Source organism: Pseudomonas lijiangensis (genome assembly GCF_018968705.1).
Taxonomy (GTDB): Bacteria; Pseudomonadota; Gammaproteobacteria; order Pseudomonadales; family Pseudomonadaceae; genus Aquipseudomonas; species Aquipseudomonas lijiangensis.
Window position 1 is genome coordinate 138222 of the sequence record NZ_CP076668.1, and the last position, 25585, is coordinate 163806.

The 25585-nt window shown below is 58.9% G+C and carries 25 protein-coding genes and 1 pseudogene; 11 read left to right on the forward strand and 15 right to left on the reverse strand.

Annotated features, from left to right (window positions below):
* The first annotated feature begins 29 nt into the window (after positions 1 to 29).
* Positions 30 to 557: a TRAP transporter small permease gene (locus KQP88_RS00630; protein WP_198723436.1), complete on the forward strand. Its 528-nt coding sequence runs from the start codon at positions 30 to 32 to the stop codon at positions 555 to 557.
* On the forward strand, positions 558 to 1838 hold the full coding sequence (locus KQP88_RS00635) for a TRAP transporter large permease (RefSeq protein ID WP_095067370.1): 1281 nt from the start codon (positions 558 to 560) through the stop codon (positions 1836 to 1838).
* 56 nt (positions 1839 to 1894) lie between these two features.
* On the opposite strand, the gene KQP88_RS00640 is transcribed toward KQP88_RS00635, so the two are convergent.
* A complete protein-coding gene (locus tag KQP88_RS00640) occupies positions 1895 to 2458 on the reverse strand; it encodes a hypothetical protein (RefSeq protein WP_236249427.1) in 564 nt (187 codons plus the stop codon).
* Positions 2459 to 2864: 406 nt separating this feature from the next.
* Between KQP88_RS00640 and KQP88_RS00645 the strand changes: the two genes are divergently transcribed.
* Together KQP88_RS00645 and KQP88_RS00650 are read left to right on the forward strand one after the other, a co-directional pair.
* A complete protein-coding gene (locus tag KQP88_RS00645; RefSeq protein ID WP_025257901.1) occupies positions 2865 to 3377 on the forward strand; it encodes a sigma-70 family RNA polymerase sigma factor in 513 nt (170 codons plus the stop codon).
* On the forward strand, positions 3377 to 4027 hold the full coding sequence (locus tag KQP88_RS00650) for a ChrR family anti-sigma-E factor (protein ID WP_216704570.1): 651 nt from the start codon (positions 3377 to 3379) through the stop codon (positions 4025 to 4027). Before KQP88_RS00645 ends, KQP88_RS00650 begins: the two co-directional genes overlap by 1 nt.
* 56 nt (positions 4028 to 4083) lie before the next feature.
* On the opposite strand, the gene KQP88_RS00655 is transcribed toward KQP88_RS00650, so the two are convergent.
* The 3 genes from KQP88_RS00655 to KQP88_RS00665 all read right to left on the reverse strand — a co-directional run bounded on the left by KQP88_RS00655 (position 4084) and on the right by KQP88_RS00665 (position 6910).
* Positions 4084 to 5340 (reverse strand): 3-phosphoshikimate 1-carboxyvinyltransferase, encoded by a 1257-nt coding sequence (locus KQP88_RS00655; protein WP_198723433.1) that lies wholly within the window; start codon positions 5338 to 5340, stop codon positions 4084 to 4086.
* 90 nt (positions 5341 to 5430) lie between these two features.
* Complete coding sequence (locus tag KQP88_RS00660; protein ID WP_025257904.1) at positions 5431 to 5907, reverse strand: PAS domain-containing protein; 477 nt, start codon at positions 5905 to 5907, stop codon at positions 5431 to 5433.
* Positions 5908 to 5911: 4 nt separating this feature from the next.
* Positions 5912 to 6910: a response regulator gene (locus KQP88_RS00665; protein WP_025257905.1), complete on the reverse strand. Its 999-nt coding sequence runs from the start codon at positions 6908 to 6910 to the stop codon at positions 5912 to 5914.
* Positions 6911 to 7369: 459 nt separating this feature from the next.
* On the opposite strand from KQP88_RS00665, the gene parS reads away from it, so the two are divergent.
* Both parS and KQP88_RS00675 read left to right on the forward strand, forming a co-directional pair.
* Positions 7370 to 7819, forward strand: coding sequence for a type II RES/Xre toxin-antitoxin system antitoxin (gene parS, locus KQP88_RS00670; RefSeq protein ID WP_025257906.1), 450 nt, complete (start codon positions 7370 to 7372; stop codon positions 7817 to 7819).
* A complete protein-coding gene (locus tag KQP88_RS00675; protein ID WP_025257907.1) occupies positions 7816 to 8277 on the forward strand; it encodes an RES family NAD+ phosphorylase in 462 nt (153 codons plus the stop codon). Before parS ends, KQP88_RS00675 begins: the two co-directional genes overlap by 4 nt.
* 39 nt (positions 8278 to 8316) lie before the next feature.
* Here KQP88_RS00675 and mltA read toward each other — a convergent pair whose 3' ends face one another.
* The 3 genes and pseudogenes from mltA to KQP88_RS25490 form a co-directional block, all read right to left on the reverse strand.
* Positions 8317 to 9492: a murein transglycosylase A gene (mltA, locus tag KQP88_RS00680; protein WP_216704571.1), complete on the reverse strand. Its 1176-nt coding sequence runs from the start codon at positions 9490 to 9492 to the stop codon at positions 8317 to 8319.
* A 116-nt stretch (positions 9493 to 9608) separates the two neighbouring features.
* On the reverse strand, positions 9609 to 10181 hold the full coding sequence (locus tag KQP88_RS25485) for a methyl-accepting chemotaxis protein (RefSeq protein ID WP_253950631.1): 573 nt from the start codon (positions 10179 to 10181) through the stop codon (positions 9609 to 9611).
* A gap of 12 nt (positions 10182 to 10193) precedes the next feature.
* Positions 10194 to 10922 (reverse strand): annotated as a pseudogene (locus tag KQP88_RS25490) (PAS domain-containing protein); the annotation flags it as partial.
* A gap of 250 nt (positions 10923 to 11172) precedes the next feature.
* On the opposite strand from KQP88_RS25490, the gene KQP88_RS00690 reads away from it, so the two are divergent.
* Entirely contained in the window at positions 11173 to 12132 is a 960-nt protein-coding gene (locus KQP88_RS00690; protein ID WP_095067361.1) for a GDP-mannose 4,6-dehydratase, read from the forward strand.
* Between the two features lie 46 nt (positions 12133 to 12178).
* Here the strand turns inward: KQP88_RS00690 and gmd are convergent, their stop codons facing one another.
* Together gmd and KQP88_RS00700 are read right to left on the reverse strand one after the other, a co-directional pair.
* A complete protein-coding gene (gmd, locus tag KQP88_RS00695; protein WP_216704573.1) occupies positions 12179 to 13225 on the reverse strand; it encodes a GDP-mannose 4,6-dehydratase in 1047 nt (348 codons plus the stop codon).
* A 257-nt stretch (positions 13226 to 13482) separates the two neighbouring features.
* On the reverse strand, positions 13483 to 14262 hold the full coding sequence (locus KQP88_RS00700; RefSeq protein ID WP_025257912.1) for an exodeoxyribonuclease III: 780 nt from the start codon (positions 14260 to 14262) through the stop codon (positions 13483 to 13485).
* A gap of 82 nt (positions 14263 to 14344) precedes the next feature.
* Between KQP88_RS00700 and pyrE the strand changes: the two genes are divergently transcribed.
* Together pyrE and KQP88_RS00710 are read left to right on the forward strand one after the other, a co-directional pair.
* A complete protein-coding gene (gene pyrE, locus KQP88_RS00705; RefSeq protein ID WP_095067392.1) occupies positions 14345 to 14986 on the forward strand; it encodes an orotate phosphoribosyltransferase in 642 nt (213 codons plus the stop codon).
* A 33-nt stretch (positions 14987 to 15019) separates the two neighbouring features.
* On the forward strand, positions 15020 to 15616 hold the full coding sequence (locus tag KQP88_RS00710; protein WP_095067391.1) for a DUF4124 domain-containing protein: 597 nt from the start codon (positions 15020 to 15022) through the stop codon (positions 15614 to 15616).
* A 77-nt stretch (positions 15617 to 15693) separates the two neighbouring features.
* Here the strand turns inward: KQP88_RS00710 and KQP88_RS00715 are convergent, their stop codons facing one another.
* From KQP88_RS00715 to coaBC, 5 genes are all read right to left on the reverse strand, one after another.
* Positions 15694 to 15948: a DUF6124 family protein gene (locus KQP88_RS00715; RefSeq protein ID WP_216704574.1), complete on the reverse strand. Its 255-nt coding sequence runs from the start codon at positions 15946 to 15948 to the stop codon at positions 15694 to 15696.
* 475 nt (positions 15949 to 16423) lie between these two features.
* Positions 16424 to 17329, reverse strand: coding sequence for an acetylglutamate kinase (gene argB / locus KQP88_RS00720; protein ID WP_025257915.1), 906 nt, complete (start codon positions 17327 to 17329; stop codon positions 16424 to 16426).
* Positions 17330 to 17357: 28 nt separating this feature from the next.
* Complete coding sequence (locus tag KQP88_RS25430) at positions 17358 to 19928, reverse strand: phosphomannomutase/phosphoglucomutase (protein ID WP_318287300.1); 2571 nt, start codon at positions 19926 to 19928, stop codon at positions 17358 to 17360.
* 56 nt (positions 19929 to 19984) lie between these two features.
* Positions 19985 to 20440, reverse strand: coding sequence for a dUTP diphosphatase (gene dut / locus KQP88_RS00730; RefSeq protein ID WP_200993675.1), 456 nt, complete (start codon positions 20438 to 20440; stop codon positions 19985 to 19987).
* A gap of 6 nt (positions 20441 to 20446) precedes the next feature.
* Positions 20447 to 21655, reverse strand: a complete 1209-nt coding sequence (gene coaBC / locus KQP88_RS00735) for a bifunctional phosphopantothenoylcysteine decarboxylase/phosphopantothenate--cysteine ligase CoaBC (RefSeq protein WP_198723417.1) — start codon at positions 21653 to 21655, stop codon at positions 20447 to 20449.
* A gap of 134 nt (positions 21656 to 21789) precedes the next feature.
* Between coaBC and radC the strand changes: the two genes are divergently transcribed.
* Positions 21790 to 22464: a RadC family protein gene (gene radC, locus KQP88_RS00740; protein WP_200993674.1), complete on the forward strand. Its 675-nt coding sequence runs from the start codon at positions 21790 to 21792 to the stop codon at positions 22462 to 22464.
* Between the two features lie 232 nt (positions 22465 to 22696).
* Positions 22697 to 23626, forward strand: a complete 930-nt coding sequence (locus KQP88_RS00745; RefSeq protein ID WP_216704575.1) for an IS110 family transposase — start codon at positions 22697 to 22699, stop codon at positions 23624 to 23626.
* A 143-nt stretch (positions 23627 to 23769) separates the two neighbouring features.
* Here the strand turns inward: KQP88_RS00745 and KQP88_RS00750 are convergent, their stop codons facing one another.
* Complete coding sequence (locus KQP88_RS00750; RefSeq protein WP_216704576.1) at positions 23770 to 25356, reverse strand: ABC transporter substrate-binding protein; 1587 nt, start codon at positions 25354 to 25356, stop codon at positions 23770 to 23772.
* Between the last annotated feature and the right edge of the window lie 229 nt (positions 25357 to 25585).

Consider the following 25585-nt stretch of genomic DNA (forward strand, 5'->3'; position numbering starts at 1 on the left):
GCCCGCTCGCCTCGGTTGTGGTGAGCCCCATGAAAAATACGCTACTGCGCATTAACGACGTGCTTTACCGGATCTGCATCGCGATTGCCGGCCTGTCGGTACTGACGATGAGCCTGATCATTCCCTGGGGCATTTTCGCCCGCTACGTACTGGGCAGTGGCTCCAGTTGGCCGGAACCCACCGCGATCCTGCTGATGGTGGTATTCACCTTCTTCGGCGCGGCCGCCAGCTACCGTGCTGGTGCGCACATGGCGGTATCGATGGCCACTGAACGCCTGTCGCCGCAGATGCGCAAGTATGCTGCTGTGCTGGTGCAGATCCTCATGGCGGTGGTGTGTGTATTCATGACCATCAAGGGGTTCAAGCTCTGTGCGACGACCTGGAATCAATACCTCGGTGAGATGCCGTCCCTGCGGGTGGGGATTTCCTACCTGCCCATTCCGCTCGGCGGCATCCTGACCCTGATCTTCGTGCTGGAAAAAATGTTTCTGGGGGATCAAAGCCACCGCCGTGTCGTGCGCTTCGATCTGTTGGAAGAAAGTGAAGAGGCCGCCTGAATGGACGCTTTTATATTGCTGGGAAGCTTCATCGCGCTGATTCTCCTGGGCATGCCGGTCGCGTATGCCCTGGGCCTTTCAGCGCTGATCGGGGCCTGGTGGATCGAGATTCCCTTCGATGCGCTGATGATTCAGGTGGCAGGCGGTGTGAACAAGTTTTCGCTGCTGGCGATCCCCTTCTTCGTGCTGGCTGGCGCAATCATGGCCGAAGGCGGAATGTCCCGGCGACTGGTGGCGTTTGCCGGTGTGCTGGTGGGGTTCGTGCGTGGCGGTCTGTCGCTGGTGAATATCGTTGCTTCGACCTTCTTCGGTGCTATATCGGGTTCGTCCGTGGCCGATACCGCCTCGGTCGGTTCGGTGCTGATTCCGGAAATGGAGCGCAAAGGTTATCCGCGTGATTTCTCCACGGCCGTGACGGTCAGCGGTTCGGTGCAAGCCCTGCTGACACCGCCCAGCCACAACTCGGTGCTGTACTCGCTGGCAGCAGGCGGAACGGTGTCCATCGCTTCGCTGTTCATGGCCGGCATCATGCCCGGGCTGTTGCTCAGCGCAGTGCTGATGGTGCTGTGCATGATTTTCGCCCGCAAGCGCAATTACCCCAAGGGCGAAGTCATTCCGTTGCGTCAGGCATTGAAGATTGCCGCCGATGCACTCTGGGGCCTGATGGCCATGGTCATCATCCTGGGCGGAATCCTGAGCGGGATTTTCACGGCGACCGAGTCGGCTGCGGTTGCCGTGGTCTGGTCGTTCTTTGTCACCATGTTCATCTACCGCGATTACAAATGGCGCGACCTGCCCAAGCTGATGCACCGGGCGGTACGGACCATTTCCATCGTCATGATCCTGATCGGTTTTGCCGCCAGCTTCGGTTACATCCTGACGCTGATGGAAATCCCCATGAAGATCACCACGGCTTTCCTGACGCTGTCGGATAACCGCTATGTGATCCTGATGTGCATCAACGTCATGCTGCTGTTGCTGGGCACGGTGATGGACATGGCGCCGCTGATTCTGATCCTGACCCCGATCCTGCTGCCCGTGATTACCGGTATCGGTGTCGACCCGGTTCACTTCGGCATGATCATGCTGGTCAATCTGGGGATCGGACTGATTACACCGCCGGTGGGCGCGGTGCTGTTCGTCGGTGCTGCGGTGGGCAAGGTCACTATCGAAGCCACAGTCAAAGCGCTGCTGCCGTTCTATCTGGCGCTGTTCATGGTGCTGATGATGGTGACTTACATTCCTGCCATTTCACTGTGGCTGCCAAGCGTGGTGCTTTAAGGCAGGAGGTTTTGCAAGGAAGGTTGTGCGGGATGAGCCACACAACCTTCTTGTGCTTATAAAGGCAAAATAACAAGCGTTGAAGCACCGCTCACCTTGGTGACGCCCGAAGGCTGGTTGCAATCGTTGTTCAAGATGGATTTGAGGTTCACAAGCGTGAAAAGGGTTTGTGCTTTGGCCCCCTTGTAACGCCCGTCTGTGATAGTGCCATTGCCGGTGATCGTAGTATTCAAGTTACCGGTATTTTCTATCTGCGCCGTGAATGCGTAGGTGCTGGTGGCTCCATCGTTCCAGTTGATGACCCATGTGATAGTGGGTGTTTCCAGGAAAAACGATTTGCAGGAAAAGGTCGCTTGAAAGCTTTGCTCGGATGTTGCGCTGGCGCCTAAAGGGAGCACGCAGGCTGCCCAATTGCTTTTCGTCGAAACAGTGATGGTTTGTGCCGTGTTTGTCAGGCCCGGCGACCACTCTGCCGTGTGGGTACCTGTGCATTCAGCCAGATTGATAGCCTCTGCGCGGCCAGGTACAACAAGCAGACTCGTGCCGACGATGAACATCAGCAAAAGTGTCAGCCTGAGCAGCGCGCTTTTCATTGGCGGATGGGAAAAGTGGATGTCCATGAGAACCCCCGCAGGGATGAATTGAAGTAACGTCCTGACGTTCTAGGTTAATGACCGTGTCGCGCCTGACTACTGACAGAAATCATAGTGGCTTAGACAGGTTTGAAATAAACTCCTCGCCTTTGATCAGATTCAGTCCTTGCTTACTTTTCGCCACTACGGGCTGCACCAGTCCGTGGCAGACGGCTATGATGACAATCAGGTAAAAATACTTTTTCCCGGCAGTTCATCTTGTGATCCGTTCTGGTCCAGGTTGCGTAACACTCAGGCAACCCGACCCATTCCAGACAACGGCGACCAGAAGGTGATCATGAGCAGCATTGCCCGCATCAGGACCTTCCGTCACGTGTCACCTTCGTACAGCGACTCGCCAATCACCCGACTTTGGATCGATGAAGTCACCGCTGTGGCCCGTAGTCAGGACCGCGACAGCTTCATGCGCATCTACGATCACTTCGCGCCCCGTCTGTTGCGCTATCTGACGGGGTTGAAAGTGCCTGACGGACAGGCCGAAGAGCTGATGCAGGAAGTGCTGCTCAAGTTGTGGCACAAGGCCGAGTCCTTTGATCCGGCCAAGGCCAGCCTCGGAACCTGGCTGTTCCGTATCGCGCGCAACCTGTATATCGACAGCGTGCGCAAGGACAGCGGCTGGGTCGTGGTGCAGAACTCGCTGGAACAACTCGAGCTTCTGGAGGCACCTGCCGACAGCTCCCTCGATTACAGCCAGCGCCAGGAAAAACAACTGAACATGGCCATCCAGAACCTGCCAGCCGATCAGGCCAGGGTTTTACGGATGTCCTACTTTGAAGCGCTCAGCCATCGAGAGATCGCTCAACGCCTCGGCATGCCTCTTGGGACTGTGAAGTCATGCCTGCGTCTGGCCTTTCAAAAGCTGCGTTCCAAGGTCGAGGAGTCATGATGAGCCCCGTCCATCATCCTGATGAAGCCACCCTGGTCAGCTACGCCTCGGGTGCGCTTGCACAGACAATTTCTCTGGTTGCCGCCGCTCATTTTGAACAGTGTGCGGAGTGTCGTGATCGCCTGCGCCATGCAGAACGCATCGGCGGTTTGCTGATCCAGCAATACAGCGCAGCCGTGGAGCCCGCCAAGGGACGCGATGCCATGCTTGCCCGCCTGGGTGAGCCGCCTCGTGCCGATGTACAGGCCGAGCCTGTCGTTCAGAGTCCGGACTTGCTACCCGTTGCCCTTCACGCCCATTTTGGCCGCTACCTGAGCGAGCAGCCCTGGAAAACCCTGCTTCCCGGTGTGCAGCGGGTTCGTGCCAAGGGCTTTGAGCAAGGCAACCTCATGCTGCTGAGAATCGCTCCCGGTGTCAGCATGCCGCTGCACAGCCATGAGGGCAGCGAAATGACACTCGTGCTCCAGGGTTCCTATCACGATGAACTGGGCGAATACCGGCCCGGAGACCTCGCCGATCTGGATAGCGATACGCAGCACCAGCCTACGGCCAACGGCGATGAATATTGCATCTGTGTAATGGGCACCGATTCCCCGCTGCGCTTCCAGGGCCTGGTTGCCCGGATGCTGCAGCCGATTTTCGGGATCTGAATATTCGCGAATGAATTCGCTCCCACTGTAGGAGCGACTTCAGTCGCGAAGGGACCCTAGCGCCTGATCTGCACGCCCAGCGATTCCAGCGCCGCCCAGTAGCCGGGATAGGTCTTGCCGACGCAATCGGGGTCGAGAATCCGGATGCCTGCGATCTTCAGGCCCGCCAGGGCGAAGCACATGGCGATTCGGTGGTCGGAATGGGTGTCGATCAAGGCATCGACGGTCTGACCGCTCAGTGCCGGGTTGGCATGAACCAGCAGATCGTCACCCTCTTCTACCGCCAGCCCCGGCGCGATGGCACACAAGCCGTGGGACAGCGCCGAAATGCGGTCGCATTCCTTGACCCGCAGGTTGGCCAGGCCGACGAAGCGCACCGGATGATTGTTGAACGCCGCCAGCACCGCCAGCGTCGGAATCGCGTCCTGCATCTGCGAGCCATCGATCACGGCTGGCATGTTCGGAAAGCTGTCGATGATCTGGCTGGCCAGTGCATCGGGCTGGGTGAACTCTTCAGTGGCGACACCCAGGTCGATCTTGCCTTCGGTCAGCACTTGGGCGGCCCACAGGTAAGTGGCCGCCGAAGCGTCAGGTTCGATATGGAAATCCGTGGCCTGATAACCGGTGGCCGAGACTTTCCAGGCCGCATCGCCAATCGCTTCGACTTCAGCGCCAAAGGCTTTCATGGCCGCCAGGGTCAGGTCCACATAGCCGCGTGCGCCGATTTCGCTGCCGGTCAGGGCCACTTCGATCGGACCTTGCCCGCAGGCGCCGGCCATCAGCAAGGCCGAGACGTACTGGCTGGAAAGATTGCCGTCGATTTCGATACGCCCGGCGGCCAGGCCGCCCAGGCCCTTGATCGTGACGGGCGGGCAACCGGTCGGCGCGCTGACCTGTACGCCCATGCGCTGCAAGGCATCGACCAGCGGGCCGATAGGACGCTTGCGCATGTACTCATCGCCATCGACGATGAATTCACCTTCGAAGTTGGCCAGTGCAGCGGTCAGGAAGCGGGTCGCGGTGCCGGCATTGCCCAGGAACAGCGCCTGTTGCGGAGCTTGCCAGTGACCGGAACTGGTGACGACGAAGGTGCTGTCATCCGGTTCATCGACCTGGACGCCCATCAGGCGCAGGGCTTCGGACATGACGCGGGTATCGTCACTCTTCAAGGCACCTGTCAGGCGACTCGTCCCTTTTGCCAGGCCAGCCAGCAGCAACGCACGGTTGGTGATCGATTTGGAGCCCGGCGGGCTGACGCGCCCGACCAGAGGGTGCTCGACAGGCAAAACAGTGAGTGTGGATTGAGGTCGCATGATGTCCCTGAACGTCACCGGAAAAATCGCGATCCTAGCACGAGCAGGAGCCGGGCCGCAGCCTGATGGCGGCCCTTGTTCCTGTGGCGATTAACCGTTGGCAGGCTGGCTGTCGGAGAGCTGCTTGAGCGCTGCCTGCAATTGATGCCGGTTGGTGGCCACGTCCGTCACGTCGTAGATCACCAGACAGATCTGGTTGATCTCGTTGTTGGTCGCCCGCAGCGGAAACATCGTGGTGTTCTGGTACATGAATTCTTCCTGCCCGGTGATGGGCTGGTAGTTCTTGAAACGCACCAGATAAGGTCGCTGCTCCCAGATCGTGAAAGCCGGCGTGCCGAGGGTCACGACATTCTCGACCTTCTTGCTGAACCACTGCTGGTTGACCTCGGGAAACAGCTCGAAGAACGTCTTGCTGGTCGCCTCGTATGGCGTCACGCCAGAGCGGTTCTCCATGAAGGTATTCCAGACCATCACCCGGTAATCCCGGTCCAGGACCACGATGCCGACGTCGATGTTCTGGGTGACGGCCAACAGCCAGTGCAGCTCGTTGATATCGATATGGCTCATGGGGTCAGCTCATCATGTAGGCAAGTTTGCGCGTCAGCAGTTCGACCGAGTCTTCGGTGAACAACATCAACAGATCGAAGTGAATGTTGTGGCCTTCGATGTTGTAACTGATCTCCACCGCGAGAGTCTTCTTCCAGCGCTTGCTGTTGACGCGAATCAGGTCATCGATCCCGCCCTGAGCGCCCAGAATCTGAGGGTGTCCCTGGGAGAAAGCGATATCGATCTGCTCGGCAATCCCGCTCAGGCAGGCGCCAATCAGGACCGTGGACAGGTCCAGCAGCATTTCCATGTCGGTGTAGTCAGGCGAGTCGCGCTGCATCAGCTGAGACATGTCGGAGAGTTCCGAGTCATGGAAAATCAGCAGTGCTTCGCCGGAAATGCCGCCGCCGATATAGCCCTGGCACACCGCCGTGAGACGCTGGTCGCGATGGGCATCGGCAAGGGCCATATGCAGCTCACCGACTTCGAGCATGTTGACGTTGGGGACCGGCAATTGCACGAATACGCCCAGCACCTTGGCCAGCAAGGCCGCGGCACGGCCCATGGCGACGTTGATGGTTTCCCGGAAGGCATCCTGGAAACTGATGGCGCCATCCTTGAGTGGCACAACGGCGGTTGGCACCTTGGTCGGCTCGCCCATCAGGCCCAGCCGCACAAGGGTCTGCTTGAGTTCGTCGGGGTCGGCGGGCTTTTTCAGGAAGGCCAGTGCGCCAAGTTCCATGACACGCCGGACCGCTTCATCCTGAACGTCGCCGGAAACCACGATCACCTTGGCTTCAAGGTTTTCTGCACGAATGGCAGCCAGCGCCTGATAGCCATCCATCACGGGCATGGTCAGGTCCAGCAGTACGACCTCACCCAATCCATTGCGAACGGCACCCAGCCCTTCGAGTCCATTGGTTGCCATCGTGACCGATACACCCCAGTCCTCAGGCAAGGCTCGCAATAGTTGCTTGCGAGCCATGTTGGAGTCATCGCAAATCAGCAGCGGAATCATGGACATTCATTGTTTCTCACTACAAAAGTTTCAGGCTGACGGCAGCAGAGTATCAATACGTCCGATTGCCTTCACGAAAAAACGGGCCGGAGCGTAACCTGTAAAAACCCCTTTGATACTTCGACACAGAACCTGTTAGTCCCTTCTTGCCCTGCTGTAACGACTTTCATGCAATAACTGTGCGCGTGGAAGCCTGATGGATCGGCGCCTGTTCAATGCAGCAGGCCTTGCAGCACCTGAGATTGCGCTAGAGCACAGGTTCAATATAGCAGGGCAGGCAAACTGATATATACCTCAATGACATAATCATTTATCGACGCTTTTTCCTGAATATTGAGCCAATAAAAAGAGCATGAACTTTCCTGTTGAGTGTGTGGTTTTTCAACCGTCTGTCAGCGTTATGTATGACAGAGCAATGATCAAGTGATATAGCTAGTCACTATCAGTAGATGGAAGGATTCTGTCATGCCTCTGGCTATTCGCGACTATTACCCAACCCCCGCTCAGGAGGAAGACTTCTGGCAAAGACTGGGCGTGCCTCCCCGTGGCGCGCAGTTGTACAACGCCTTGCGTGCCGGGTTGCCCTACGAAGTGTTCGAGCGACTGGCCAGCTACACCGACCTGAATCGCTCTACCCTGGCCGAACACTTGGGGATTGCGCCCGCAACACTGCAACGGCGCCTCAAGGTGCGTCAGTTCAATGCCGAGGAAAGCGACCGGCTGTTTCGCCTGGCGGCCATCTACAAGGCCGCAATGGACCTGTTCGAAGACGACACCGAAGCCACCCGCCGCTGGCTGACCAAGCCGGTCTACGGGCTGGGTCAGCGCAGGCCGCTGGAAATGCTCACCACCTCGGCAGAGGCCCAGGCCGTGCTGGACCTGATCGGTCGTCTTGAGCACGGGGTCGTTGCGTGATCCATGTCTATCGTCTGGTAAAACGCAAATGGCTGGCTCAGGCTTTCGACGGCGAAGGTGCAAAGCTCTACGGTGGACGCTGGAACAGCAAGGGCCAGGCCTGCGTGTATTGCGCCGGCAGCGAATCGCTGGCGTTGCTGGAGGTGCTGGTCCATCTGGATAACTCCAGCATGATCCAGCACTACGTCATGCTTGAACTGCTGATTCCCAAGGACCGCATTCTCAAGGTTCGTCCCGATACCCTGCCTGCAGACTGGCGCGAAGAGCCCGCTCCGGCCTCTACCTCGTCTTTCGGGGATGCATGGCTGGAGTCGGGTCAGAGTCTGGCGCTGGCGGTGCCCAGCGTGATCGTGCCACGCGAGTTCAACTACCTGCTGAATGTGCGCCATTCGTCCTTCAAGACCATCGTGGCCAAGGCCATGGAGCTGGATTTCGAGGTAGATAGCCGACTGGCTTAGCCCGAAACCTTCACCCCACGGCCTGTACTGCGCAGAAGCCTACTTCTGCGCAGGCTCGCCATCCTGAGGCAAGGGCTTGTCCTTGGGCCACAGGAGCCAGATATTGCCCTTCTGCTTCATGTCTCCGGCCAGATGCCCGGCTTCTTCGCCCGTGCCCCAGAACAGGTCGGCGCGTACTTCCCCGGCAATCGCACCGCCGGTGTCCTGAGCCGCTACCGGCCTAACCAGACTGCTGCCGTCAGGACGTGTGGTCGACAGCCATAGCAGGCTGCCCAGTGGAATCACCTTGCGGTCGATGGCCACACTGTAACCGGCGGTCAGCGGCACATTCAGCGACCCTCGTGGCCCTTCTTTGCTGTCCGGATTACGAGTGAAGAACACATAACTGGGGTTGCTGGCCAGCAGTTCGGAAATCCGCTGCGGATTGGCCTTTGCCCAGGCGGCGATGGTGCCCATGGTCACGTCTTCTTTCTTCAATTCGCCCTGCTCCACCAGCCAGCGGCCAATGGCGCGGTAAGGGCGACCGTTCTGATCGGCGTATGCCAGTCGCGCTTGCGTACCGTCTGGCAAGCTGACCCGCCCGGAGCCCTGAATCTGCAGGAATTGCAGGTCCATCGGGTCGGTCAGCCAGGCGATCACGGGCGCATTCAGCCCTTGTTCGTTGATGGTTGCAGCATCGTCATAAGGCTTGAGTACTCGCCCTTCAAGCCGACCGCGCAGACGCTTGCCCTTGAGTTCCGGATAGATACTTTCCAGATTGACCACGATCAGATCGTCGGGGACGCCATAGACCGGGACCGAAGCCTGGGCGGTCTGGGTCAGGCTGCCGGGGTATATGGGTTCGTAGTAGCCGGTAATCAAACCGTCGGCGCTGCCGCCATCATTGCGCAGGCTGTAGACCTGCAGATTGGCTTGCAGAAAGGTGCGTATATCCGTCGCGCCCGGACTGGCTGGCAGGCTGGCCGCCGCGGTGCAGGTGTCGGCCCACACCGGATCGGCCTTGAGTCGGGTACACGCGCTGCGCCAAGAGGCAAAACCGGCCAGCAGGTCGCTGTCGGAAACGACCGGCAAGGCTTCCCAGGTGGTTTTGTTGTATGAAGTATGAGGTGGAGTGGTCTTGGCCGGCTTCTCGGAGACATCACATGCCGTGAGTAACAGGGCCAGCGGTACAACCAGCGCCAGACCTTTGCGCGATTGTCTGGAAAACAGAGTCATCAGTGGACTTTCCTTTGACAGGCTGCCCGATGCGTCGGCATGCGGGCAGCGTCATGATCTAAAGGGAGCCATTGTGGCTCAAGTCCGTTTCTGTATCGAGTTACACTGTTATTACCTTATTTCAATTGATTGGCGAACTGCCCGACCGCTCCCACCACCTGCTTGGCGCCTTCCTGGATCTCGATAATCACCGAGCCCGCCTCGTTGGCCAGCGCCAGGCCCTGTTCTGCCTGGTCGCGACTGTTGACCATTCCGCGCACGGCCTCATCGGCCAGGTTCTGGTTCTGCTGCACGACGCTGACGATCTCTTCAGTGGCCGCGCTGGTGCGTCCTGCCAGTTGCCGTACTTCATCGGCCACCACTGCAAACCCGCGGCCCTGCTCGCCAGCCCTTGCCGCTTCGATGGCTGCGTTGAGTGCCAGCAGGTTGGTCTGCTGGGCGATACCGCCGATGGTCTGCACGATGGAGCTGATCAACAGCGATTGCTTGCCGAGCGCTTCAATGCCCGATGAGGCCGATTGCAGTTCATCGGAGATTTTGTGCATGGTCTGGACGGTGTTCTGAACCACCGCTGCCCCCCGCTGGGCGCTGACGTCGGTCTGTTGAGAAATCTCGAAGGCGATACTGGCGGCCTTGCTGACCTCTTCCTCACGCAACACCTGATCCGTCACGACAGTGGCGAACTTCACGATCTTGTAGAGTTTGCCTTGGGCATCGTGAACCGGGTTATAGGTCGCTTCCAGCCACACGACCCTGCCAGCGCTGTCCAGACGCTTGAAGCGCCCGGCCACGAACTCGCCGCGGTTCAGGGTGGCCCAGAAATCCTTGTATTGACTCGATGAACTGTCGTGCGGTTCGCAGAACATGCTGTGATGTTTGCCCTTGATCTGCCCCAGGTTGTAACCCATGCCCCGCATGAACTGGTCATTGGCAACCAGTACGTGACCGCCCAGATCGAACTCGATCACAGCGGTGGAACGCAGCAATGCCTGGATGAAGGCCGAGTTTTCGGCGGCAGTCTCGACGGTCTGGGTGATGTCCGAGCCGTAGCACTTGATTTCCAGAAGCTTGCCGCTCTCATCCATGATCGGTTGCCACATGGCGCGAATCCAGGCCAGGCTGCCGTCAGCTCTCAGAAAACGGTAGCTGTCGTAAGCCGACTCACCTTTTTGCACCGCAGCCACCAGGTTGCGGTAACAGTCGAGCTGTTTGACGTAGGCCGGTACCAACTGGTCCATGTTGCGCCCCACCAGTTGCTCGGCGGAATAGCCCAACATTTTGAGAAAGTTAGTGTTGGCGTTGGTAATACGATAGTTGGCATCCACTGTTATGGACACCATTCGGGCGTCCATACCCCGTTGCATCTGTCTATACATCGATAACTCGGCTTGTTGCGCCTGTAATTCCTTTTTCAAGCTGGTATTGAACATAGGGGCTACACCAACAGTGATGGATATTCAGTGCTATCGACTGAAAGCGTAGAAGGGTTAATGCTCTTCGTCAGGTGACAGTGGGAAAAATTTCGGGCTGAACTCGGGCAGTAAAAAAAGCTCTGATAGTGACCCGCGAGTCCCATTTCAGGACAAAGCCGGATACTCGGGCTAGCCTGCTTGCAACGGCTCCAGAAAGCCTGTCTTTCAAGCTCCAATGCTTGCCAAAAGCCACTGAGGAAGCTCCACGATGCAGCGCATCCTGATCACCGGCGCCAACGGTTTCGTTGGGAAGATTCTATGTGAGAGCCTGCAGAGCGCCGGTCATCACGTGATTGCCCTGATAGGCAACACTTCGCCTGCGCCCTCCCATGCCGACCAGTACCTGCAATGCGACATTCGCGATGCCGAGGCTCTGGAGCAGGCAATTGCCGAAGCTGCGCCCACCCATGTCGTGCACCTGGCTGCCATTACCCATGTGCCGACCAGCTTCAAGGAGCCGCTGCTGACCTGGCAAACCAACGTCATGGGCAGCGTCAACCTGCTCCAGGCCTTGCAGAACAAGGCGCCCAAGGCATTTGTGCTGTTCGTCAGCTCTTCGGAGGTCTACGGCGGCAGCTTCAAACAGGCGATTCCCCTGACGGAAAGCAGCCCGTGCCAGCCGCTCAATCCTTACGCCGCCAGCAAACTGGCTGCCGAAGCCGCGGTCAACGAGTACTTCCGCCAGGGCCAGCCGGGCATTATCGTGCGCCCTTTCAATCATATCGGCGCACAACAGTCGCCCGACTTTGCCACGGCGTCCTTTGCCCGCCAGATCGCGCTTGTCGAAGCCGGCGAGCAGGCGCCCTTATTGAAGGTGGGAAACCTGCAGGCCGAACGCGATTTTCTTGATGTGCGGGATGTCTGCAACGCCTACATCGCGCTGCTGCAACTGGCCGACAGGGATGGCGACTATCCGCGCTGCTTCAATATCTGCAGCGGTCAGCCGCGCAAGATGCAGACGATGCTCGACCTGCTGCTGGCCATGAGTTCCAGAGACATTGAAGTGGGTGAAGATCCAGAGCGCATGCGCCCTTCGGATATCCCCAGCGCAGTCGGCGATAACTCGGCCATCCGCAATGCCATCGGCTGGCAACCCGGTATCGACCTTCAGGAAACCCTCGCCGCGCTGCTGGATTACTGGCGTGCCGAGGTAAAAGCGGCTCGCTGAGGAATCCGTCCCCGAATGCCAAGGCACTCGGGGGCGTCAGGATCGATCAGAACGAAGTGCCGTTCCTGTTGCGCTTCAGATCGGTTTCCACCATCAACTGGCAGAGTTGTTCCAGGTTGGTACTGGCTTGCCAGCCCAGCACTCGCTTGGCCTTTTCAGGGTTGCCGATCAGCAGTTCGACTTCTGCCGGGCGATAGAACTTCGGGTTGACCCGGATCACGGTCTTGCCGGTGCGGGTGTCGATGCCGTGCTCGTTATCGGCGCTGCCTTTCCAGTCCAGATGGATGTCGACGGCCTTGAACGCCATGGACACGAAGTCGCGAACGGTTTCAGTGCGATTGGTGGCCAGCACGAAAGTGTCCGGCTCGTCGGCCTGCAACATGCGCCACATGCCTTCGACATATTCCTTGGCGAAGCCCCAGTCCCGCTTGGCGTCCATGTTCCCCAGCTCAAGCACGTCCTGCATGCCCAGGGAAATACGCGCCACGGCATCGGTGATCTTGCGGGTCACGAACTCTTTGCCGCGCAACGGAGATTCGTGGTTGAACAGAATGCCGCTCGCACCAAAGATGCCGTAGGACTCGCGATAGTTGATGGTCATCCAGTGCGCATACAGCTTGGCCACGCCATAAGGGCTGCGCGGGTAGAACGATGTTTCTTCAACTTGCGGAACCTGCTGCACCTTGCCGAACATCTCCGAGGTCGAGGCCTGGTAGAAGCGGATCTTCGGATTGACGATGCGGATGGCTTCCAGCAGGTTGACTGCGCCAAGCCCGGTAATTTCGGCGGTGGTCAGCGGCTGGTCGAAAGAAACCCCCACAAAGCTCTGGGCTGCAAGGTTGTAGACTTGTGTCGGTTCGGCTTTTTGCAGGAGGCGAATGCTTGAGCTCAGATCCGTAAGGTCATGCTCGACCAGATGCAGATTGGGATGGTTAGTGACTCCAAGCTCCTCAAGCCGCCAGAAGGTGACTGAGCTGGTACGACGATAGGTACCGTAGACCTTGTAGCCTTTTTCCAGCAGCAATTGAGTCAGATAGGCGCCATCCTGGCCCGTGATGCCTGTGATGATGACGGATTCTTTCGGTGCATTCATGTCTGGTTTCCGGTCTGGGAGGCTGGTCCTGCTGTGTTGCATAGCCATGTGTTCATGCTCTCGGCGATACCTGCCATTCCTGCACAACAGGTTTTAGCCAAACTGAAGTCACTACTATAGATCGGAATTGGAACTGCACGCGGGCGTTGTGGAGTATCCAGTTATTACGCATAAGAAAAATGCCCGTATCTTGCGATACGGGCATTTTCTCTATCGACCTGCAACGGCCCGGTTTTCATGGGGACCGGGTGGCCGGATCAGATCGTCAGGGTCCAGTCGTAGTCCACGATCAGCGGCGCATGCTGCGAGAAGCGTGGCTGACGCGGCAAGCGAGCACTGCGCACGAAGCGACGCAGACCCGGCGTCAGGATCTGATAGTCGAAGCGCCAGCCCAGATTCAGCATCTCGGCCTGTTCGCTGTCAGGCCACCAGCTGTACTGATCGCCTTCGCGGTTGACTTCGCGCAGGGCATCGACATAACCCATGGTGCCGACAATCTCGTCCATCCAGGCACGTTCCGGTGCCAGGAAGCCGGGAGATTGCTGGCTGTCACGCCAGTTCTTGATGTCGAGCTTCTGCTGCGCCACATAGAACGAGCCACAGTAGATGTATTCGCGACGCTTGCGGCGTTGCTTGTCCATGTACTTGGCGAAGTCGTCCATGAGCTTGAATTTCTGATTCAAGTCTTCGTCCCCGTTCATTCCCGACGGGAAAAGCAGGGTTGCAATACTGACTTTATCGAAATCTGCTTGCAGGTAGCGCCCGTAGCGGTCGGCTGTTTCAAAGCCCAGGCCGCTGATTACCGCCTTCGGTTGCAACCGCGAATACAGCGCCACGCCACCCTGGGCAGGAACTTCGGCTTCGCAGGCATAGAGGAAGTAGCCATCCAGCTGAAAAGCCGGATCATCCAGTTCAAAGGTGGAGGCGCGGGTGTCCTGTAGACAGATGACGTCGGCATTCTGCGCTTGCAGCCAACTGAGCAAACCACGCTCGACTGCCGCTTGAATGCCATTTACGTTCACACTGATGATCCGCATAAATGGCCCCAAAAATCACGTGCGTGTATGATACCCGAGCTCTACCTATTTAGCTAAATCCGTGGTATTCGGGGCTTTTTTCATGCAGGCGTATCAACGCGATTTCATTCGTTTTGCCATCGATCGCGGGGTTTTGCGCTTCGGTGAGTTCACTCTCAAGTCCGGGCGCACCAGTCCGTACTTCTTCAATGCCGGTCTGTTCAACAGCGGTTCGGCCCTGTCTCAGCTGGGGCGTTTCTACGCCGCGGCGGTGGTCGACAGCGGCATTTCCTTCGACGTCCTGTTCGGGCCAGCCTACAAGGGTATTCCCCTGGCGGCCGCGACAGCCGTGGCTCTGGCTGAACATCACGGCATCGATCTGCCCTGGTGCTTCAACCGCAAAGAGGCCAAGGCACACGGCGAAGGCGGCAGTCTGGTGGGCGCTCCGTTGACCGGCAATGTGCTGATCATCGACGACGTCATCACCGCGGGCACCGCGATTCGCGAGGTCATGCAGATCATCAAGGGCCAGGACGCGACAGCGGCCGGTGTCCTGATCGCGCTCAACCGCCAGGAACGCGGCAATGGCGAGCTTTCGGCCATTCAGGAAGTCGAGCGTGACTTTGGAATTCCGGTGGTGAGCATCGTATCCCTGAATCAGGTTCTACAATTCCTTGCAGACGATCCTCAACTCAAGCAGCACTTGCCTGCGGTTGAAGCCTACAGGGCGCAATACGGGATCTGACAAGGGGCGTGTATGGCTGTCGCTCGTATCGACATGCGTCTGCTGAGTGTTCTGGCGCTGTGGCTGTCACTGGGTGTTTTTGCGCCCGTGACGGCTCATGCCGCCGATCCTGACGCGCTGTTCTATCGCTACATCGACAGCCGTGGCGTGACCGTCCTGGATCGCCAGGGTGTACCGCCGGAATATGTCGCCAAGGGTTACGAAGTGCTCAATGCCCGCGGGCGAGTGGTACAGACCGTCCCTCCCGCACCGACTGCCGAAGAAGTCCGCAAGGCGGCAGCCGACAAGCTCCAGGCCAATGCCGATGCGCAGTTGCTGAGTCTCTACAGCAGCGTCGAAGAGGTGGACCGCGTCAAGGCCCGCAGGCTGGCCGAGCTGGATGCCTTGATCGGCGTGGCCCAAGGCAATATCCAGGGGCTCAACGCCCAGCAACGCAACCTTCAGAGCCAGGCTGCCGACCTTGAACGCGCAGGCCGTCCCATCCCCCAGGTTCTTATCGATCAGTTGAACGATGTGCAGGACCAGCAACAGCGAATCCAGGCCGATATCACCCGCTACCAGAGCGCCCGCGTACAGGCCGAGGCAAGCTTTGCCGAGGACCGGGCGAGGGTGGAGAAACTGCTCAGGTAATGTGGCGTCTGGCGTTTTCGCGAATGAATTCGCTCCTACAGCGGCCGGGTGGGAGCGAATTCATTCGCGAAGGTGCTTCAACTCCGTCTGTTGGAGGCGGCGGTATCAAGCATCTGGTCAATCACCCCCTGAGCCTGACTGATCAAGTGCATTGAGGCCATGATCAGGTCTCGCTGCTGGCCATTCAACGCATCGCCACCTTCATAGGCAGTCGCACCCGCGCAGCGCAACAGGTCTGATACATGAGCCAGTTGGGTTTCATGGCAATCGATAGTGCTGTCTGGGGACGACAGCCCAAAAACAGGTGGGTCGGGAACAAGTTTTTTAACCATGGTGTAACTCCTGATAATTAAAGAAGCCAACACCTTCGCTGCTAAACGAGTGGGTGGTAGCCATGCGCGGGTTAGCAGACCGGTTATCAGGAACCCGGCGCACCCGAAGATGCCCCACGCACGGCCACCATAACGCAGGGTCGCAAAAGCACCTTGTGTAATGGGAGCGCTGTACGCCTGATAAGAACGGGCTGCTAAACCCCATCGCTGAGTTTCAGCGACCGACGCAGACTAGTGACCGAAATAGACAGGCGCAAGCGGTCGCGATTGTCTCGGAAGTTTCACTCAAGAGAAAGAGAGGCATCTTGCAATCAGGAGTTGGGCGTTGGCTTTTGTCGCACGTCTGGCGTTTTCGCGAATGAATTCGCTCCCACAGCGGCCGGGTGGGAGCGAATTTATTCGCGAATAGGTTATTCACAGCATAAAAAAGCCCCGCCAACGCAAGCTGGCAGGGCTTTGGTGTCGCTTTTCGCAATCAGTGACGCTTGCGGTTGGTGATCAGCGTGCCGACGCCGCTGTCGGTGAAGATTTCCAGCAGTACGGCGTTGGGAACGCGACCATCTATGATGTGCGAGCTGTGAACGCCGCCCTGGACCGCTTCCAGCGCGCAACGGATCTTGGGCAGCATGCCGCCGTAGATGGTGCCGTCGGCGATCAGGCTGTCTACCTGTTCGGTGGTCAGGCCGGTGAGGACTTCACCCTGCTTGTCCATCAGGCCGGCGATGTTGGTCAGCAGCATCAGTTTTTCGGCCTTGAGGGCTTCTGCAACCTTGCCTGCAACGAGGTCGGCGTTGATGTTGTAGGACTCGCCATCCGGGCCGACACCAATCGGTGCGATGACCGGGATGAAGTCGCCCTTGACCAGCATGTTCAGCAGTTCCGTGTTGACGCCCACGACTTCGCCGACATGGCCGATGTCGATGATTTCAGGCTTGGTCATTTCCGGTGTCTGGCGGCTGACGGTGAGCTTGCGCGCACGAATCAGCTCGGCGTCTTTACCGGTCAGGCCGATTGCGCTGCCGCCATGACGGTTGATCAGGTTGACGATGTCCTTGTTGACCTGGCCGCCCAGGACCATTTCCACCACGTCCATGGTCTGGGCATCGGTGACGCGCATGCCATCGATGAAGTGACTCTCGATGGACAGGCGCTTGAGCAGATCACCGATCTGAGGACCGCCGCCGTGAACGACCACCGGGTTGATGCCTACCGCTTTCATCAGCACGATGTCACGCGCGAAGCCGGTTTTCAGCTCCTCGCTTTCCATGGCGTTGCCGCCGTACTTGATTACCAGCGTCTTGCCGACGAATCGGCGAATGTAAGGCAGCGCTTCGGATAGAACCTTGGCTACATTAGAGGCGGCATCACGGTCGAGGGTCATTCAGGGCTCCTGTCAAAAGGGAAAACAATCAGAACGGAAGTTCGAGATCCGGTGCAACTTTCTTGATCTCGGTGTGGAAAACATCCTTGATGCGCTGCAGCTCGGCTTCGGTTTCAGCTTCAAAACGCAACACCAGTACAGGTGTGGTGTTGGAAGCACGTACCAGTCCCCAGCCGTTCGGATAGTCCACGCGCACACCGTCGATGCTGGTCAGTTTGGCGTCGCCCCACTGGGCATCTTTCTCAAGGGCCTCAATGATGCTGAACTTGGTGACATCGGTCACCTTAATGTTGATCTCAGGCGTCGAAATGTCGTTCGGGAAGGTCTCGAACAGGTCTTCGGCGCTCCGGGATTCCTGGCTGAGGATTTCCAGCAGGCGCGCAGCACTGTAGATACCGTCGTCGAAACCGAACCAGCGCTCCTTGAAGAAGATGTGGCCGCTCATCTCGCCAGCCAGCAGCGCGCCGCTCTTTTTCATCTCTTTCTTGATCAGGGAGTGGCCGGTTTTCCACATGACCGGACGACCACCGTGCTCGCTGATCAGCGGCGTCAGGCGACGGGTGCATTTGACGTCGAAAATGATGTCGGCGCCCGGATTGCGCTTCAGCACGTCCAGAGCGAAAAGCATCAGCAGGCGGTCCGGGTAAACCACGTTACCCTTGTTGGTCACCACGCCCACGCGGTCGCCGTCACCGTCGAAAGCCAGACCCAGGTCTGCACCTGTTTCCTTGACCTTGGCGATCAGGTCTTCGAGGTTTTCCAGCTTGCCCGGATCCGGGTGGTGGTTGGGGAAGTTGCCGTCGACTTCCGCGAACAGGGAAATCACTTCACAACCCAGGGCTTCGATCAGTTGCGGGGCGATGACACCGGCAGCGCCGTTGCCGCAGTCGACCACGACTTTCAGCTTGCGGGCCATCACGATGTCGTTCTTGATCTGCTGGAAGTAGCGATCAAGGATGTCGACCTTGGTGATGCTGCCTTTCTGGAAAGTCAGGTTGTTGGTCTTGATACGCTCGTGCAGCGCCTGGATCTGCTCGTTGGCCAGGGTGTCGCCAGCGATGACGATCTTGAAACCGTTGTAGTCCTTGGGGTTGTGGCTACCGGTCAGCATGACGCCGGTCTTGCCGGCCAGCACATTGGCCGCATAGTAAAGCGCAGGGGTCGGCACAAGGCCTACATCGCTGACGTGGCAGCCGCTGTCGTGCAGGCCTTGAATCAGCTGTTGCACCAGTTCAGGACCGGAAAGGCGTCCGTCGCGCCCAACGCTGACGTTCGGTTCGTTCTGGGCCAGGCTTTCAGAGCCGATGGCCCGGCCGATCCAGTAAGCCGTTTCAGCATTGAGGGTATCCCCGACCACGCCGCGGATGTCATAGGCGCGGAAGATGTTGTCGGGAAGAGTTGGTGCCGTGGATTCTTGACTGCTCATAACTGGGGGATGCTCCGATCTCAGGAAGTCCTGGTTTTCGTCGAGAAGGTCGATATCAAGAATATCGGTATCTTGAAACAGCGGATCGGTCCATTGGGTGTCAGGTGCCGCGAATGGGGTCGAAACACTGTTTCTTGCACTGTTTGCGGTGTCTGCTTCCTCGCTTGCGACCAGATGTTGCTGGCCGCGAGGCGAAAAGCGTGCAAGGGCCTGAGCCAGGCTGTTGAGTGCTTCAAGGCTCAAACCGAAGGGTTTGACGGCTTTTCCGTCAGAGAGTTCTTGAAGCAGCTGATTCAGTTGCCGGGCATCCTCGCCAATGCGCCGTTGCAGAGCCCTTTCATTAAAGTGCAGACCCAGTAATGCGCCAGTCAGAGCAATGATCGCCGCCAGTAGCAGGAGCAGCAGGGAAGGTGAAGCAGTCAATGATGAGCCTGGGGTGAATTCGAGTTTCCAGTTGGCATGGCCGGTATCGAAACTTGTTGCCTTGCCGCCACCGGCGTCCCCGCGTTGCAGGAAGATCTGCTCCTGGCCGGTGCCGAATTGCTGGCTCAGGACGACTTTTCCGGCATCGGCAGGCATGGCGGGCAAGGCGTTGATCAGGCGTTGCGGATCGAACGCCAGCAGCAGGGTGCCAAGGACCGGTTGATTCGGATCGGCCCGCACCGGTGCGGCGCTGTAGATCACCCAGCGTTCGCCGAGTTTACGGGCTTCGGGCGGTGCGACCTGGCCCTGGGCTGCGTCGTTCAGCATATCCAGAGTCGCAAAGCTCACTGGCAGCGAGCCTTGGGGATCGACGTCATTCAGGCCCTTCGGGTCGATTCTGGCGCCGATCAGGCCGTCCCACTTGAGTTGCCGTTGCAGTGCCGCCAGCGCTGCGGTGTCCTTGTTTTGCAAGGCTTGTACGAGTGCGGCACCGGAGGCTGCGGCCTGGGTGTCGGCGCTCATCTGCTTGAGAGCCTGATCCACAGCCGAGGCCTGGCTGCTGCCCCAGGCCTGGGTGAGCGGACTTTGTTGCTGGGGATTGTTCGACAGCGCCAGCCATACCAGCACCGTTGCGCACAGCAGGCCGACGAGGGCAGGGATGAGGCCGGGAAGCAGACCTTGCAGGCTGGCAGCCGGAAGCGGGTTGGCGGCGGTTACCGATTGCTTTGACACGTTTTGACTGCCTTTCACCCGACCTCTCCTGCGATTCGTCCTGAAACGGGATGATCTTCCTTAACGGCGAGCGATCAGTGGCTGCCGGAGTGACCGAAACCACCAGCGCCACGCTGGCTTGCATCGAACTCTTCGACCAGCTCGAAGCGGGCCTGAACCACCGGTACCAGCACCAGTTGAGCGATGCGTTCGCCGATGGAGATCTTGAATGCCGTCTGCCCGCGGTTCCAGCAGGAGACCATCAGTTCGCCCTGGTAATCGGAGTCGATCAGGCCGACCAGATTGCCCAGCACGATGCCGTGTTTGTGACCCAGGCCCGAGCGCGGCAGGATCATGGCTGCCAGGCCCGGATCACCGATGTAGATCGACAGGCCGGTAGGGATCAGCAATGTCTGGCCCGGTTCGAGGATGGTGTCTTCCTTGAGCATGGCGCGCAGGTCGAGGCCGGCCGAGCCTTCTGTGGCGTAGGCCGGGAGCGGGAATTCGTTGCCGATGCGAGGGTCGAGGATCTTTGCTTGTAGAGCGTGCATTCGTAGTTAAACCTGATTCATGCGTTCTGCGATAAAGGTGATCAGCTGGCGGGCAATCTTGGCCTTGCTGGTCTGGGCGAAAAGCGTTGCGTGCAACGCCCGGTCAATCACGCTGCAGGCGTTTTCCTCGCTGTTGAAGCCGATGCTGGGGTTGGCCACATCGTTGGCGACGATCAGGTCGAGGTTCTTGTCCTTGAGCTTGCGTGCAGCATAGTCGAGCAGGTGTTCGGTCTCGGCGGCGAAGCCGACACTGAAAGGACGATCCGGGCGGGTGGCGATGGTGGCCAGAATGTCCGGGTTGCGGACCATCTGGAGCAACAGGCCGTCACCGTTTGCAGGATCTTTCTTGAGTTTATGTGGGGCGATGACTTCCGGGCGGTAGTCGGCCACGGCTGCGGAGGCGATGAACAGGTCGCAGGGGATCGCGGCTTCACAGGCGGCCAGCATGTCGCGGGCGCTGACCACGTCGATGCGCGAGACGCGGTCCGGTGTCGGCAGGTTGACCGGGCCGGTAATCAGCGTGACACGGGCTCCCGCTTCCACGGCGGCTTCGGCCAGGGCAAAGCCCATCTTGCCGGAGCTGTGGTTGGTGATGTAGCGCACCGGGTCGATGTTTTCCTGGGTCGGACCTGCGGTGATCAGCACGTGTTTGCCGGTCAGTGTCAGGCGCTGGAAACAGTCCGCGGCGCACTGGGCAAGGTCGTTGGCTTCGAGCATGCGACCGAAACCCACGTCGCCGCAGGCCTGGCTGCCGGATGCCGGGCCGAAGACGCGGAAACCGCGGTCTTCGAGCTGGCGGGTATTGGCCTGCACCGACTCGTCGCGCCACATGGCCTGGTTCATGGCCGGGGCAATGGCGACCGTTGCGTCGGTGGCCAGGACGATGGTGGTCAGCAGGTCATTGGCAATCCCTTGTGACAGACGAGCGATCAGGTCGGCCGTGGCCGGGGCCACGAGGATCAGGTCCGCCCATTTGGCCAGCTCGATATGGCCCATCGCGGCTTCTGCAGCGGGGTCCAAAAGGTCCATGTGTACGGGGTGCCCGGAAAGGGCCTGCATGGTCAGAGGGGTGATGAACTCGGCGCCACCCTTGGTCATGACGACACGCACTTCTGCGCCGTGATCGCGCAACCGGCGAACCAGTTCGGCGCTCTTGTAGGCTGCGATGCCGCCGCCGACGCCCAGAACGATGCGTTTTCGATACAGCCGCTGCATAGACCTGCCTTTTTGGTCGAGTGAGTCCGCGACGGCGATGACGCCTCCCCAGGCCAGGTCGCCGCGCAAAAAAGATGGGCTAAGATAGCACAGCGACCGCACCGGAACAGCGGCGCCACACACATGGAGGTGGTATGAGTATTCGCAATTGGCCTGCGTCCGAACGCCCGCGTGAGCGTTTGCTGGAATCGGGGGCGCAAAGCCTCTCGGACGCCGAGTTGTTGGCTATCTTTTTACGGACCGGCGTGGCCGGAAAAAGCGCTGTAGACCTGGCGCGTCATCTGTTGAATCAATTTGGCAGCCTCAGGGCGCTGCTGGAGAGCGATCTGGGCAGATTCAGCTCGCATCTGGGGCTTGGGCCGGCGAAATTTGCCCAGTTGCAGGCGGTGATGGAGATGTCGCGTCGGCACATGGCTGAAACATTGCGTCGCGATTCAATCCTGGAAAGCCCGATGCAGGTGCGCAGGTATCTCAAGGCCATCCTTCGCCAGGAGCCGCATGAAGTGTTTGGCTGCCTGTTTCTCGACAGCAAGAATCGCGTCCTGACATTCGAGATACTGTTTCACGGGACGATCAACGCCGCGTATGTGCATCCGCGACAGGTCGTCAAACGCGCCATGGTCCACAACGCCGCCAGCCTGATCCTGTGCCACAACCACCCTTCAGGCATCACCGACCCCAGCCATTCCGACATCGAACTGACCAAGCGCCTTAAACAGGCGCTGGCGCTGATCGATGTGAGGGTGCTGGATCATGTGATCATCGGCGACGGAGAACCGTTGTCGATGGTGGAAATGGGGCTGGTGTAGGGCTTGTTCGCGAATGAATTCGCTTGTGTCTTTGATCAGGGTAATGTCTGGGGTGAGAGGGGTGGATGGCAAGCTGACCATTCGCGGTGCCCAGAGCACGTGTGGGAGCCAAGCTGCCATCCACTCTTCCCGCTTTGGCTCAAAGCTCGAACAGTTGACTGAGTCCGACCTCGAACAACAAGCGTGAGCCAGGCCAAAGCGCCTCTCACTCTTTATCCTAGAGGTTTTACTCATGTCCGCCTATGCCGGAATTGATGTTTCCAAGGCCACGCTGCAGGTTGCACTGTTTCCCAAAGCAGATGATCTCTGCGTGCCTAACACCGAAGAAGGTCTCGCCAGCATCGCTGAGTACCTCAGCGCCCATCAGGTTGAACGTGTTCTTGTTGAGGCCACCGGGGGTTACGAGAGACTGTCGGTAAAGCTGCTGGCTAATGCCGGGTTCAAGGTCCAGCGTATCAACCCTGTCCGCTCACGCCAGTTCGCGCTGGCCATGGGCAAGCGCGCCAAGACGGACCCGATCGACGCGCAAATGCTGGCCATGTTCGCCTCCAGCCTGGAGGAAAAGGGTTTCGCCAAGCCTGACGAGGAACGCGAAGTCCTGCTTGAACTGGTCAACGTGCGTAGCAACCTGCTTCAACAACGCGATGACAACCGGCGCCGTATCAAACAGGCCGTACTGCCCTGCGTGGTGGAAATCTACCTCGCGTTGGAGGCCAGCCTTAAAGTGCAGATCAAGTCGGTGGATCAGCTTGTCGCTGCACAAACCCGCCGGGTCGACTCAGAACTGCTGCAACGGCTAGAGGCTGTAAAGGGCGTGGGCGCTGTGACAATCGCCAGCCTCTTCTGCTACCTGCCCGAGCTGGGCGACCTGAGTCGTGGACAAATCGCAGCGTTGGCCGGCGTGGCACCGTACAACAACGACAGCGGTACCAAGACCGGGAAGCGGCAGATCTACGGTGGGCGGTCGAAACTACGCCGTGCGGCCTACATGTGTGCGCTGGGGATGGTGCGCTACAACTCCGATTTCAAGGAGCGTTATGCGAGGCTGCGTGCCAAAGGCAAGTGCGCGAAAGTGGCCCTGGTGGCCTGCATGCGGGTGTTGCTGATTCGCCTGAACGCCATGGCGCGCGACGGAACACCATGGCGTGATCAGGTGGTTTGAATGGGGGGCGGGCGTTGCCCGCCATCGCGGAATCTATCCGCGATGACCTCATGAAAATGCCCGTTCATCGGGGAGTGATGAAAGACAGTTGGCTCCCACAGACGGGGTGGGAGCGAATTCATTCGCGAAGCCTCACAAGCCGCTTACTTCACCTTCACCTTGTAGAAGTCCTGGCGCCCGAACGGGCTGACTTCATAGCCGGTCACATCCTTGCGGGTCAGGGTGGCGGCGGTCGGGTGGGCCAGTGGCAGCCAGAGGGCCTGCTGCTGGATCTGTGCCTGGGCCTGTTGGTAAAGCTTGCTGCGCTGGGCCTGATCGCTGGTGGATTTGCCGTCGCTGATCAGCTTGTCCAGGGCCTTGTCGCAATAGCGGGCAAAGTTGGTGCCCGATTGCACGGCAGCGCAGGAGAACTGCGGCGTCAGGAAGTTATCCGGGTCGCCGTTGTCACCTGCCCAGCCCATGAACAGCAGATCATGCTCGCCCGCCTTGGCGCGCCGAATCAGCTCGCCCCATTCGATGACCTTGATCTCGGCGTCGATGCCGATCTGCTTCAGGTCCGACTGCAGCAACTGTGCACCCAGGCTCGGGTTGGGGTTCAGCAGACTGCTGGAAGGGCGGGTCCAGATGGTGGTCTTGAAGCCATTCTTCAGCCCGGCCTCGGCCAGCAACTCCTTGGCTTTGGCGACATTGTGCGGATAACCCGGCAGATCCCTGGCGTAGCTCCAGGTATTGGGCGGGTAGGGGCCGTTGGCAGTTTCTGCGGTGTCTTCAAACACGGCTTTCAGGTAGTTGGCCTTGTCGAAAGCCAGGTTTACGGCCTGACGCACTTGCGGCTTGTCGAATGGCGGGTGCTGGCTGTTGATTGCCACGAACGCGGTCATGAAGGCTTCGTTCTTTTCCACCTTGAGCGCAGGGTCCTTGCTGGCTTCCTGAATATCCAGCGGCTTGGGCGAAAGCGCGATCTGGCATTCGTCCCGGCGGATCTTCTGCAGGCGCACGTTGGCGTCCGGCGTGATGGCGTAAATCAGCGTGTCGCTTCCAGGCTTGCCTGCGAAGTAATTTTCGTTGGCTTCGTAACGCACCACGGCATCTTTCTGGAAGCGCTTGAAGACAAATGGCCCTGTGCCGATGGGCTGGCTGTTGAGTTTTTCCGGGGTGCCGGCTTTCAGCAACTGGGCGGTGTATTCAGCCGAGTAGATCGACGCGAACCCCATGCTCAGGGTCGCGAGAAAGGTCGAGTCTGCATGGTTCAGGACAAAACGCACGGTGTGCTCGTCCGGCGCTTCGATCGTCTTGATGAGGGCTGGCAACTGCATGGACTGCGCATGGGGGAAGCCGCTCTGGGCAATCTTGTGCCAAGGGTTCTGCGGATCGAGCATGCGCTTGAAGCTGAACACCACGTCCTCGGCGCTGAATTCGCGACTCGGAGTGAAATAAGGCGTGGTGTGGAATTTAACCCCGGAGCGCAGTTTGAAGTCGTAGGTCAAGCCGTCGCTGGAGACGGTCCACTCTTGGGCAAGGCTGGGGACCAGTTTGCCGCTCTTGGCATCGAAATCCACCAGGCGATTCATCAGCACGTCGGCCGAAGCGTTGGTGGTTGTCAGCGAGTTGTATTGCACGACATCGAAGCCTTCGGGGCTGGCTTCGGTGCAGACCACCAGGTTCGATGCCTGGGAAATGGCCGGGAATAGTAGTGGGGCCAGTAAAAAGGGTATTGCAGCAAGACGCATGGCGAAATTCCTGTAGGTTCAGAAAGTGTCCATCTGCCGGCGCAGTCTGGTGAGAGGCTTGATTCGCCACACTAGACCATGTGCTTGCCCAGAACAATCGCCATGGCGCGACGAGCGGTCAATTTGCCAGTGTGCCCGTGATAGCTTGAGCGCGGGGCCTGAGAGTGAACATTCCTGAGGCTTAAAGTGGATTGCTTGTTGTTGCATCAAAGGCTTTCTGGTATAAAGC